Here is a 13858-nt window from a genome sequence, read left to right as displayed (position 1 = left end):
AATGAAAAAACTACTTTTTATTTTTACGCTATTATTAACTAGTTCAATTATAGCGCAATCTTACCAGTTCAAAATTACAGGAACAATAAACTCCGAAAAAGAAAAAACACCTATCGATGCTGCCACAGTTCATCTTGAAAGAACTAAAGACAGCACTATTGTTACCTACACTATTACAAATGATAAAGGAAAATTTTCTTTAGAAGGAAAATCATATGATAAGAATGTAAAACTGTTTGTTTCGTATGTGGGAATGGACAGTTATTCAAAACACATTCAACTTGATAAATCTTCTACTTTGAATTTAGGAACAATTTCATTAAAGGAAGAAAGTAATATATTAAGTGAAGTTGTTATTCAATCTAGAGCTCCTATCACAGTTAAAAAAGACACTTTAGAATTTAATGTAAAATCTTTTAAAACGAAAAAAGATGCTAACGTTGAAGACCTACTAAAAAAGCTACCTGGTGTAGAAGTTGATGAAAATGGTAAAATTACTGTAAATGGAAAAGAAGTAAATAAAATTTTGGTTAACGGAAAGCCTTTCTTTGGAAATGATCCTAGTATTACAACTAAAAATCTAACAAAAGATATTATTGAAAAGGTACAAATTACTGATACAAAATCTAAATCAGAAGCTTTTACAGGTGAAAACGGAGATGCTAATAACAAAACCATCAACTTAACTATTAAAAAAGAAAACAATAAAGGTTGGTTTGGTAGAGTATCTGGTGGCGCTGGTACTGACAAACGTTTTGAAGGCGCTGCTATGGTAAATCGTTTTGACAATAACCAACGTTTTAGTGTATTGGCAAGTACAAACAATATTAACTCACCTGGGTTCAGCTTTGGAGAAATTCAAAAAATGTTTGGTGGCGGTGGTAATATTTGGATTGGTGGAAATGGCGGTTTCAGCATTAACGGAAGACGTTTTGGTGGTGGTTCCGGAATTATAAAGTCTAAAACTGCAGGAGCGACCTATGCAGATGAGTTTGGGAAAGGTTTAGATGTAAATGCCAACTATTTTTACTCTGGAAGTACTTCAAACAACGAGTCAAAAAGCAACAGAGAATATACCCTTCCTGATAGAAAATATTTCTCTAATGCTGTTTCTTCCTCAGACGATGAAAACCACAATCATAGTTTTGACACTGAGTTTGATATAGAAATAGATTCTACTCTTTTAATTAACATCAGACCTACTTTCGTTTTTAATAAGCGTGAAGGAAGTAATCGTAGACAAGAAGAATCTTTAGATGAAAATAATACACTTACAAATAGCTATACAAGTACAGCTTACGCTACATCTGAAGCCAACAACTTTGAAAACAGATTAGACATTACAAAAAAAATTGGAAGTAAAGGTTCTTTTATAAAAGGTTCTATTACCAACCGTATTGATAAATCAGACACAGAAGAAATAAATAAATCTACTATTGAAGTTTTTGGCAGTTCTCCTAGTACAGAAATCCGAGACCAAAAAAGCTCTATTGAGAATGATTTAACCGGAATGACCACACAATTCACCTATCGTTTTCCTTTAGTTGCTAATAAATTCTTTTTAGATGCAAAATATCGTTATCAACGTAATGAACGAGAAAATAAAGAAAACACCTTTGATTTTAATGATACCACACAGCAGTATAGTGACTTTAATACGGATTTAAGTTCTGATTTTACTTACAACGACATTACTAAAACTCCTTCTGTAGAATTAGTGTATAAAACAAAAAAATGGCGTTTTAATTTTGGAACTGGTTTTGTAAACAGAACCTTAGAAAACAACGACAAATTACGCTCTGAATTAAGCTTACAAAAAGATTATAATAACTTAGATCTTAATTCTAGTTTTAGATACCGATTTGACTCTAAAGCTTCTGTTTATTTTGATTATCGTTTAAGCAATAACGCACCTAATATAAATCAAATACAGCCTTTTTCTGACGTAACCAATCCTTCTAATATTATTACAGGTAACCCAAACCTAAAACCTACTCAAAACCATACTGCATATATTAATTTTAATAAATTTAATTGGCAAGCGCGAACAGGTTTTTGGGTTTACATGAGGGGTAGCCTATACAATGATCAAGTAATTATCAATACATCTATTGATGATGACTTAGTTAGAAATACTACTTATGAAAACACAAATGGTGGTTATGATTTTGTAGGAGGAGGTAGTTATAGTAAAAAAATAAAACTAGATTCTATTTTAAGTTTACAACTTAGAGCTGGAGCGCATATTAGAACGGATAAAAACTTCAATATTTTAAATGACATAAAAGAAGGAGCTAAAACAACTTCACTTAGTCCTGTATTCAGAGCTACTTTAGAGTGGGATAAAATAGCTTCTATTGAAGGTAGCTACGATATTGATTTCTCAAATACAAAATACGACATAAACACTACCCAAAACAGAAACTTCACTAGACATTCTGTTGATATTAGAACCAAAACAAACATTCCAAAGAAATTAGAATGGAGAAATGATATCCGCTACACATACAATCCAAATGTAATTGGATTTAACAAAGCTGCTTGGTTTTGGAATGCTACCCTAGCCTACTCTGTATTAAAAGATCAAGGTACTATTAGTTTAAAAGCTTATGATTTATTAAATCAAAATACCAATGCACAACGTAGAGCTACCTCAAACTACATAGAAGACTCTGAAAGTACTGTGCTACAACAATATTTTATGTTAGGCTTTAGTTGGAAATTCAACAGCTTAGGTAAAAAAGGTAAAATTCGAGATTATAACTTTAGGTTTTAAAAAAACTTACGAAACACTCATCAAGTATTGATGAGTGTTTTTTTTTGAAAGGGAGCCTTGTTAAAAACGACTCTTTAGTTATCAATTTCGTAAATTTGTATTGATTCATTTTCTTTCCTTATGAACATAAGACGAACTAGAGACATTCAGAATATAGAACTCCCTTTTAAACTTAAAATAAGTTTTGAAAAAATTGTTGCCTTATTTCAAAAATATGCAACTGAAGAATTTCAAAAACATCCATACCATCAATCCTCAATAAACATTGTTCGAGAGGCAAAAAAAGCTCCTGAACTAATTGATGGCTTTTCTGATGAATCTGTATTAGAAAAACACAAGGATACTATCGAGATGTTACTTGAACCCTTATTCCCAGAATTATTATTAGAGAATGAAATTAAAGCGGTAAGTATTCCGTTTACTTTTACATCTTTTAAATTCACTAATCGGTTTGAAAAAATTTTACAAGATGCTGGAGACGACTACGAGTTAAAAGTTCGTCATTTTGAAAATGATTTAATGTATAAGTATGCTTGTAGCATCATATTAACTGAGGTATACAACTACTCTATTGATATAAAACGTCCCTTTTATTTCGATATTCCAGATAAAACAACCAATACTATAAAAAATTATCGTGCCGCTTTTAATGCTGACTTTATGGAGATTTTCCCTACCGAAAATGCTCCGAAAATAACTGAAGAAGACATTAAATTTTTACTCGATAATTTTGACGACATTGATGTTTGGAAAGAAAAATTCCCTCTTGAATCGTATATCTTTAAGGGATTTGGAATAATGAATCTATTTGATGTTACAACCGATGAAATTATTTCAGAAATAAGAACTAGTCTCATAAAAAAAGATGATGATTTAGTTAGTACATTACAAGGAATATTTCGCAAATTCTTTGGAATAAATGATTTATCCTTAGGGTTTTCTATTTTTGAAACAGACTCAAACAACTTTGCTTCTTCCCATATAAACAAAGAAGAGAGTTTAGTACTTAATTATGAAAAAGATGTTTCTTGCGATTGTATTTTTTGTAATTATATTTTAGAAAAACTTTTTATAAACAACGAAACCCTTGCAATTTCTGATGTAGAGAAATATGGTGAAAAAACCGAAAATAAAAACTTTTATAAAAGATTAAAAGACAAAAATATTGGTAGTATTATTTTAGTTCCTATACAGGCTTCAGCTAAAGGAAATTTAGCTATTATAGAAATTGCCTCTCCTAGACCTTTTGAACTAAACTCTATCAACCAAAACAAGCTACAAGACTTAATTCCGTTATTTAAAATTGCAGTTGACCGTTTTTCTGAAGAGCATCAAAATATATTAGAAGCTACAATTCAAGAAAACTACACCTCTATTCATCCAACAGTAAAGTGGCGTTTTTATGAAGCTGCTGAACGGTTCCATAGAGAATCATATGAAGCAAAGCAGAAAGTTAAAATTGAAGATATTATTTTTCCTGATGTACACCCTTTATACGGTCAATCAGACATTAAGGGGTCATCTATCGCCAGAAACACAGCTATTAAAGAAGATCTAAATACTCAACTTTCTTTAGCTATTTCTGTATTGCTAGAAGCCTGTAAAATTGAAAGTCTTCCAATTTATAAAGAATTACGATTTAGGGTTGAAGAATATTTATCCGAAGTTAAAAAAGGTTTAAAAGCTGGTGATGAAATAGCCATTTTAGATTTTTTAAAACGTGATATCTACCCTGTTTTTAACCATATAAAAAAGGTCAATAGCCACTTAAACACTTTAGTTGAGGAATACATTAAACGTTTAGATCCTACCCTTCAAGTAGTATATGAAAAACGTAAAGCCTATGAAGATAGTGTTACTTTATTAAACGATAAACTAGCTTCTTTTATTGATGCTAGACAAGAAGAGGCTCAACAAATGTTTCCTCATTATTTTGAACGTTATAAAACCGATGGTGTTGAATACAACATGTATATAGGTCAGTCATTAACAAAAGAGAAAAAATACGACGACATATACTTATACAACCTTAGGTTATGGCAGTTACAAGTAATGTGTGAAATGGAGAATGTAGCCTTAAAAGCTGCAGAAAAGATGGAACATAAACTTCGAGTAGCTTCGTTAATTTTAGTACACAGCAATCCATTAGCTATAAAATTTAGAATGGATGAAAAACAGTTTGACGTAGATGGGGCTTACAATATTCGTTATGAAATCATAAAAAAGCGTATTGATAAAGCTCATGTTAAAGGCACAGAAGAAAGGTTAACTGTCCCGGGAAAAATAGCTATCGTATATTCTCAAGATAAAGATGCTGATGAGTACTACAAATACATTAAATATCTTCAATCTAAAAATTTATTAGGTAAAGTAGAAAAATTAGAAGTTGAAGACCTACAAGGAGTTTCAGGATTAAAAGCTTTACGAGTAGAGGTAATTTATCAAGAAAGCTTTGACTCTCAAAAAACAATAACTATCGATGAGTTAATTCAGGAATTTAAATAATTTCTACAATAACTCCGAAACTAATTCTGCCACTTTTGAAGCATTTTCTTGTATATTAAAAGCTACAGCAAAAGCTATTACACTTACCAAAATACCTATCATAAAAACGGTATAGGTAATTCGTAGTAGCTTATATTTTCTATTTAACACTAACCCTAAGAAATATAAATCTTTACTAAGTGAACCATACAAATAGTCACGATCTTGCATCATCTCATTCATTGCCCACTCAAATTCTAGCAACTCCATCTGATGAAAATTTCCAAAGAATAATAAATTGACTTTTTTATTGGTTACATCTTCTTTTGTAAACTTTCCTTCAGTAACATTCGGTCTGGTCGCTAAAACTGACAACACTATTGAAACCACCGTAAAAAAAACAAAAATTATTGTTGGAATAATTAGGTAATGATTTGACGGATTATCTAACTTAGGAATTAAAGTAGATAAAGTCATCGAAATAATAATTGCATTTACCGAAAGTAAAATATTTGCTTTTGTATCAGCAATATCACTCAACGTTATATGATTGCGCATCGCCACACGAAACATCGTTTCTATTCCCCTTTCTGGTAGCTCTATTTTATTTTTTTTGTACGCTAGTTCTTCTTTCTTCTGCTTCAATTTAGCAGCTTCTTGTGCTTGCTTTTGCTTTTTCTTTAAAAGCTGCGCTATATTTTTACTCTTCTGTTTTTCCCAAAGTTTAGAAGCTTTACTAGTATAAAAGCGATGTTTAGTTAAAAAGTTAAGATTTGCATCGTCCCATTCAACATCTTTTATCGTTCTATTACAAACCAACTCTCTTTCTTTACGCAATAACTCATTGAAATCACTGTAGTTTTTACTCCCCACATGAGAACAATCAGCATCCTTTAAAATCTTTTCTACTTCTGTATTAGGACTAACCCCCATTTTAGTAGTAGTTATCAGTCTTGACACCTCATCAATAACCTCATCTGAAACCTCTTCATTTTTCAAAAAATCAGTAGCAATAACTACACTCTCTTCTTCATGATTATCTGGATTTACAGTATACCCTACATCATGGAACCAAGCAGCTAAAATCAATGCTTGTTTCTCCGCTTCTGAAAAAGTTTCTCCCTCAATTAATTCGAGTATTTTTTCAACCACTCGTTGAGTATGCGCAATATTATGGTACACAAAATTCTTATCTAAACTTTCATTTAGTAAATCCACCACAAACTGCTCTGTCTTTTCTATCAAACTATTCATGAAAAAGGTTTTTGCTAAAATAATAAATTATTAACCAGTATTAATTTTTAATAAAGTGATAAAAAAGTGTATTTTTAAAAGAGTTTTTTTACACAAAATGACACACGAACTTAAAGAAATTATAAGACAAGCCACCATAAATCAACAACAAGGCTTACAGAATGTTTTAGCAACGGTTGTAGATTTAGACGGCTCTTCTTATAGAAAACCAGGGGTTAGAATGCTACTTTCTTCTGACGGAAAAATAATTGGAGCTATTAGTGGAGGCTGTGTTGAAAAAGAAGTACAACGTAGAGCTCAATCGGTTTTTGAAAACAACAAACCTAAAGTAATAACCTATGATGGTCGTTATCGTTTAGGTTGTGAAGGAATATTATATGTTCTTTTAGAACCTTTTAATCTTTCAACTAAATTTATTGAAGCTTTCTTAGAAAATAATATTCAAAGAGAGTCGTATAACATTACATCTTTCTTTCTAAAAGAAGATGAAGCATACGGGAATTTCGGTTCTATAATTCAATTTAACAGCCAACAAAGATTTTCTTTCAACAAAGATTTTTATTCTGAAAAAATAGACCATTTAACTACTTTTAAACAAACCTTACAACCACTATTTCGCCTGCTTATTATTGGTGGAGAACATGATGCTGTAAAACTATGTATGCAAGCAACTCAGTTAGGTTGGGAAGTTGATGTAGTTACCTCTATAAAAGACCCAAAAGAGTTAGCTAATTTTCCAGGTGCTAAATCGGTAGTTGCGCAAACTCCTGAAGTAATTCAGCTTTCACATGTAAATAACAATACTGCAGTTGTTATTATGAATCATAATTTTACATACGATTTACGTTGGTTGATTAAATTACAAGAGCAAAACCCTGTTTACATTGGTATTTTAGGTGCTGCTAAACGACGAGAAAAACTATTTAACGAACTATTTGAATTTTCACCCGATATTACTGATGATTTTTTAGATAAAATTCATACACCAGCAGGTTTAAACATTGGAGCTGAAACTCCTGAAGAAATTGCATTATCAATCTTAGCAGAAATATTATCAGTTATTCGAAATAAGGAAGTGTTTTCTCTAAAAAAGATTACTGGACGAATCCATAATTAATACAATGCAAAAAACAGCAATTCTCATATTAGCTGCTGGAAGCGCTTCCCGAATGGGAAAAATGAAACAATTGCTTCCTTATAAAAACACCACGTTACTAGAATGGATAATTGAACAAGCTCTAAAATCAATAGTTAAAAATGTATTTTGTGTATTAGGAGCTAATAAGGATACTATTGAAAAACAACTTACTTCAAATACCATTAAAATTATTTACAACCCTAATTATGAAAGCGGATTAAGTACTAGCATCGTAACAGGAATTGATTTCTTACAAAAACATAACTTTGACAATGCCTTAATAATGCTAGCGGATCAACCTCATGTTACTCCCGTATACTTGAACTCGTTGATTGAAGCTTCAAAAAAGAACCCTACTAAAATAATTGCCTCTAACTACCAAGGTAGTATTGGAGTTCCTGCTATGTTTCCGAAAAAATATTTTAATGATTTGTTAAATCTAGAAGGCGATAAAGGAGCTAAGAATTTCCTATTACAACATAACAGTAATGTTCTTAAAATTAATTCCCATCAAAACTTACTAGACATTGATACTCCTGAAGACTATCAGCATTTACTAAAGCAATAATTTTAGCTCAAAAAGCCTTATTTTTACATAACCAAAAAACAAAACATGAACTTAACCAAGTTTTGCATGTATCTAACTATAAATGTTATAGTTAGTGGTTGTGCATCTTATAAAGCTAAGTACGCAGATAAAACTTCTCCAAGAACAATTCAAACAAATAAAGAATTGGTACACTCCTTTTATTTAATTGGAGATGCTGGTAATGCCGAAATGGGACAGACTACCCCTACTCTAAAATATTTTCAAGAAAAGTTAGCTAAAGCAACTAAAAATGCTACCACCATATTTTTAGGAGACAATATATATCCATACGGAATACCAGACAAAAACCACAAAGATAGAGCCCTAGCTGAACATCGCTTACAAACACAAATTGATGCTTTGCAAGACTTTAAAGGGAAAACAATTTTTATTCCTGGAAATCATGACTGGTATAATGGTGTTGATGGCTTAAAAGAACAAGAACGACTGGTTGAACAGGCTTTAGGTAAAGGTTCTTTTCTACCTGAAGGAGGTTGTGGTCTTGACAAAATAGAAATCAATGAAGACCTAACTTTAATTCTTATTGATAGCCGTTGGTTTATTATGAACTGGGATAAAGAGCCTAAAATGAACGATAATTGCGATATTAAAACTCGTGAACGTTTTATTCAAGAGCTATCTAGTTTGTTCAAAAAAAACAGGTATAAAAATGTTGTAGTCGCAGTGCATCATCCTTTATATAGTAATGGACCTCATGGTGGAAGCTTTTCAGTAAAAGACCACATGAAACCAGCACCAATTTTAGGTACATTGAAAAATGCACTACGCTCTCATGCAGGTATTCAAACTGATATTTTTAATAAAAACTACAGTGACTTTATTAATCAAATACAAGCAGTCTCTGATGATTTCACAGACAATGTTGTATTCGTTTCTGGCCATGATCACAACTTACAATACATAGAACAAGACGGATTTAAACAAGTAATTAGTGGTTCTGGTTCAAAACAATCGGCAGCTTTAGTTGGTTATGGCGCACAATTTACTTACGGTAATCACGGGTATGCTAGATTGAATTATTACAAAGACGGTTCAGCTGTTATTGAATACTACGCTGCCAATACCAAAGACGGACATAAACTCTTATTTAGTAAAGAAATTGTAAAACCAAAACAAACAAAAAACTATTCAAGCTTTCCTGAATACGAAGAGCACAAGAAGTTTATAGAAACCTCTATTTATCCTCCTGAAGCTACTGATGTTAGTGGTTTTCATAAATTTATGTGGGGAGATTTAAATAGAGACAAATACGGAAAAACAGTAAAAGTTCCTGTATTGGAATTAGAAAATGTTTTTGGAGGTTTAACTCCTATTAGAAGAGGTGGTGGTAATCAAACAAATTCGTTACGATTAGAAAATCCTGAAGGTAAACAGTATGTTTTACGTTCAATGGTAAAAGACGGAAGTCGTATTATGGGAGGTATTTTAAAAGGGACGTTTTTAGTTGATGTGGTTCAAGATCTTTTTACAATGTCTCACCCATATGCTGCTTTTGTACTTCCTGATATGGCAAACGCTGTAAATATTTACCATACCAATCCAAAGCTATATTACATGCCTAAACAACCTGCTTTAGGAAAACATAACGACATCTTTGGAGGGCAGTTATACCTATTAGAAGAACGACCTGCTGGAGACCGTAGTGAATTAGACAACTTCGGAAATTCAGATGATATAATTAGCACATTTGATGTGTTAGAAAAAATCAGGAAAAACGGTAAACATTCAATTGACCAAGAATGGGTAATTCGTTCGCGTTTGTTTGATATGGTAATTGGTGATTGGGATAGGCATGAAGACCAATGGCGTTGGGCTTCTTTTAAAACTGAAGAGGGTAAAAAATATTACCGTCCAATTCCTAGAGATAGAGACCAACCTTTTTCTAAGTTTGATGGAGTTATGATTCCTCTATTTCAGCAATTTGCGCCCTTAGTAAAGAATATGCAAACTTTTGATAACGATATCAAAAACATGAAATGGTACAATAACTATGCTCGCTTCTTTGATGCTGCCTTTTTAAATCAATTAACACTTGATGATTGGAATAAACAAGTTGAATATATTCAACAACATTTAACCGATGAAGTAATTGAAAAATCAATTCAACAATTACCAGAGGCTATTTACGATATTGATGGAAAAGAAACCATTGCTAAAATTAAGGCTAGAAGAGATAAATTAAAAGAAATTGCTAAACGTTACTACACAAAACTAAATAAAGTTGTACATGTAGTTGGTACAGATAAAGATGATAAATTTATCATCAAACGTTTAAATGATGAGGAAACTAGTGTTGTTGTTTTTAGAAAAGAAAATGAAATCTACAACCGTGTTTTCAAAACAAAAGAAACTAAAGAAATACAGATTTATGGTTTAAATGGAGATGATGAGTTTTTAATTTCTGGTGATGTACATGATGGAATTTTATTGCGAATTATAGGTGGTCAAAATCACGATGTGTATACCGATAAATCATCTGTTGCAGGTTGGGGAAAGAAAACTAAAATATACGATTTTAAATCAAAGAAAAATACGATAAATCCAAGTTCTGAAACTGTGGATTTACGTTCGGATAGTTATTTAAAAAACACCTACGACGCACACGACATCAATAACAATACAACTATTGTTTTTCCTAGCTTAGGAAGCAACCCAGATGATGGTTTCTTTTTTGGTGCTTCGGTAACGTATACACAACAAGGATTTAAAAAACGTCCTTTTGCAAACCAACATACTTTAGCAGCAAACTACTACTCTGCAACTGGTGGATACGATTTAGAGTACAATGGTGAATTCACTGAACTAATTGGTAGCTGGAGCTTGCATGTGCGTGCTAAAGCTACTAGTGATAATTATTCTTTTAACTTCTTTGGATGGGGTAACGAAAGTGTTTACGATCAAACTTTTGATTTAGATTACTACCGTGTTAAAAAAGAAGAAATAAGTTTCTATCCCTCATTATTAAAGCGATTACGTGGAGGAAGCATCTTTAAAATTTCTGGAATTGTTGAGGCTATTGAAGTTGAAGATACTCCTAATCGATTTATCAATAATTTTGACAATCAACCTACCGCTATTTTTGATACTAACTATTTTTGGGGTGGTGAGTTTAACTTTAATCACAACCGTGTAGACAATAGCAGTTTCCCTACCAAAGGGATGAACTTCGATTTAGCTGTTGGAGCTAAAGCCAACTTAGAAGATTTCGACAGACGTTTTGGTTACATTAAGAGTTCTTTAGCTATGTATCAAAATCTAGTATTCAACCGTTCATTAGTTTTTGCTTCTGAGGTAGCAACTCAAATCAATGTAGGAAATCGTTTTGAAATTTACCAAGCGGCTACTTTAGGTGGTGAACGTAGTTTACGTGGATTTAATAGAGAACGTTTTTCTGGTACACAAAGTTTTTATCACAGTAACGATTTACGTTTGCGTTTCGGACGCATTCGTACAGGAATTATTCCTATGAAAATTGGTATTACTGGCGGATTTGATTATGGTCGTGTATGGTCTCCGTATTCTCCAAACTCAAAGAAATGGCATACCAGTTATGGTGGTTCTTTATGGTTAAGCGGAATTGACCTGTTCACAGCTAATATTTCATACTTTAAAGGAAACTCACAAGAAGACAGAGTAGCCTTAAGTATTGGTTTTTCTTTTTAATTCTTAAAAAATATGACACAACAAATTGTATTAATTACAGGCGCTTTATTTGGTATGTTCGCTGTAATATTTGGTGCTTTTGGAGCACATGCTTTAAAGAAAGTTTTAAATGAAGAGCAATTAAAATCATTTGAAACAGGTGTAAAATATCAAATGTACCACGCATTGGTTTTGTTATTTGTTGGAAGTTATTTTGACGTTCCTAGTTCGACAATATATTACGCTTTTGTAGTTGGAATTATACTTTTTTCCTTTAGCATTTATGGCTTGGTATTATCAGATGCAAAAGGTAAAAAAATGAAGTTTTTAGGTCCTATTACTCCTTTAGGAGGTTTGATACTAATTGTTGGGTGGGCACTTTTAATATATAACATAAGCCAAACCATACACGGTTAATATGGTATGGTTTAGCTAACATGGATAAACAAAAATCATATTGTTAGTCAACACCCTGAGCGTCACTAATGATTCTATCAATAAATTCAGTTTTTATATATAATTGTCTTGCTAAGTTGTAAAGTACATCAACTTCAGAAGTATCTATACTTCCATCAGCATAAGAAATAATAGATAAATCTCTTAGAATATTTAGTTTTTGCATTACAGAAATTACAATATCTAACTCTTTGGCTAGCGCCATAATCTCATCAATAATATCTTGCTCTGTTAACCCTTTAATGGTTAACATACATTGAGCAAAAACCGATGGTGATACAACACTACTCAATGCTTGTATTTCAGAATCATCCACAACACCATCTGCCTTTGAAATCATATAACCTCCTAAGAACATAAAGCGTTGAATTTTTTCTGAGTGTTCAGTTTCTTTTCCTAAATCTTCTGGCTCCATCAACGACATAATTCGCTGTATTTCTAACTCCATTGCCTCCTCTGTTATTTCTCCATTAATTGCTGGATTAAATAACTCATATGTCTTACTCTTATTAAACAACTCTAAAGCTTTAATACGAAGTGGACTAAATGGGTGACTACTATACCAATCTGAAGGGTCGTGCGTATCGTCATTTAAAACTTCTTCTAAATCTGAAAACTGATTAATGTATTCGTTCAATTTAAAATCTAAAGAATTAGAAGTTACTCCCGATGATAATTTAAAGAATGTTCTTGCAGCTGCTTCAAAACTCTTACAACATAATAAACCTGCTCTATCGGCACTAATTTCAGCATTACGATTCCATGCATATAACTTCATGGCATGAATTGGCGCTAAGTCGTTTGCTCCTTCGTCTAAAATATGTTTTACTGGATAATTAAAGTGCTCGAATAATACATGCCCAATTTCATGCCCAATAACAAAAGCTAATTCGTCTTTACTAAAACGCTCTAAAATCCCTGAAGTTAAAATGATGTATAATTTATCTTCATCTGGTGGATAACATGAAGCGTTGAATTTATCTTCTTGATACACGAAAAACTCAATATCTGCTTTTAGTTTCAATACCTCTTTACAATGATTCCCAATTTCATGAAGTACAGGAGCTAACATTTTTGTTAATCTTAAACTTGACTTTAACAGGTGTCTTCTCGACTTGAAAACTGGGTTGTTTTCTTTTATTCTTTCTAAGGTTTTTTGAATCAACTCATCTTCTTGAAACTTTAAAACATAATCTCGATCACCGTCATAAACCAAAGCATTTAAATCAATTTCTGCTCTAGAATTATCATATACCTCTTGAATGTTTTCAGTAACATTTTTAAGATTTAACTCATTAATTTCTTCAATACGTTTTGTGTATTGTTCTGCTAATTCTTTTGCTATATTTTGAAAATGAACACTTGCTTGATGGATTAAATCGTTGTCACCATTTTGTTGAGCAAGATTCAAATCTTCCATCATTTTATTTTGCGCTTGAGTTAACGCTTCTTGATGCTCTTTTTCTAATTCTGATAATGTTGTAGATTGGTACATCCT

Annotated in this window: 8 protein-coding genes; 6 read left to right on the top strand and 2 right to left on the bottom strand. The window is 31.9% G+C overall.

What is annotated here, in order from left to right:
• The first annotated feature begins 1 nt into the window (after nucleotide 1).
• Together N534_RS0109935 and N534_RS0109930 are read left to right on the top strand one after the other, a co-directional pair.
• Nucleotides 2-2776 carry a TonB-dependent receptor gene (locus N534_RS0109935; protein WP_028892344.1) on the top strand — a complete coding sequence of 925 codons (2775 nt, stop codon included), beginning with the start codon at nucleotides 2-4 and terminating at the stop codon, nucleotides 2774-2776.
• Between the two features lie 120 nt (nucleotides 2777-2896).
• Nucleotides 2897-5281, top strand: coding sequence for a hypothetical protein (locus N534_RS0109930; protein WP_028892343.1), 2385 nt, complete (start codon nucleotides 2897-2899; stop codon nucleotides 5279-5281).
• Between the two features lie 3 nt (nucleotides 5282-5284).
• Here the strand turns inward: N534_RS0109930 and N534_RS0109925 are convergent, their stop codons facing one another.
• On the bottom strand, nucleotides 5285-6514 hold the full coding sequence (locus N534_RS0109925; protein ID WP_028892342.1) for a Pycsar system effector family protein: 1230 nt from the start codon (nucleotides 6512-6514) through the stop codon (nucleotides 5285-5287).
• A 97-nt stretch (nucleotides 6515-6611) separates the two neighbouring features.
• Between N534_RS0109925 and N534_RS0109920 the strand changes: the two genes are divergently transcribed.
• The 4 genes from N534_RS0109920 (at nucleotide 6612) to N534_RS0109905 (ending at nucleotide 12321) form a co-directional block, all read left to right on the top strand.
• On the top strand, nucleotides 6612-7631 hold the full coding sequence (locus N534_RS0109920) for an XdhC family protein (RefSeq protein WP_028892341.1): 1020 nt from the start codon (nucleotides 6612-6614) through the stop codon (nucleotides 7629-7631).
• A 4-nt stretch (nucleotides 7632-7635) separates the two neighbouring features.
• Complete coding sequence (locus N534_RS0109915; protein ID WP_028892340.1) at nucleotides 7636-8220, top strand: NTP transferase domain-containing protein; 585 nt, start codon at nucleotides 7636-7638, stop codon at nucleotides 8218-8220.
• 66 nt (nucleotides 8221-8286) lie between these two features.
• Nucleotides 8287-11925, top strand: a complete 3639-nt coding sequence (locus N534_RS0109910) for a ShlB/FhaC/HecB family hemolysin secretion/activation protein (protein WP_051435896.1) — start codon at nucleotides 8287-8289, stop codon at nucleotides 11923-11925.
• Between the two features lie 12 nt (nucleotides 11926-11937).
• Entirely contained in the window at nucleotides 11938-12321 is a 384-nt protein-coding gene (locus N534_RS0109905; protein WP_028892338.1) for a DUF423 domain-containing protein, read from the top strand.
• Between the two features lie 43 nt (nucleotides 12322-12364).
• Here N534_RS0109905 and N534_RS0109900 read toward each other — a convergent pair whose 3' ends face one another.
• The gene (locus N534_RS0109900) at nucleotides 12365-13855 is read right to left on the bottom strand and encodes a M48 family metalloprotease (protein ID WP_028892337.1); all 1491 of its coding nucleotides are present in this window, start codon (nucleotides 13853-13855) and stop codon (nucleotides 12365-12367) included.
• Nucleotides 13856-13858: the final 3 nt, after the last annotated feature.

The organism is Tenacibaculum sp. 47A_GOM-205m (genome assembly GCF_000518405.1).
Lineage (GTDB): Bacteria > Bacteroidota > Bacteroidia > Flavobacteriales > Flavobacteriaceae > Polaribacter > Polaribacter lutimaris.
Note: the sequence above shows the minus strand (reverse complement) of the source record. Positions and strands in the feature narration are given on the sequence as shown.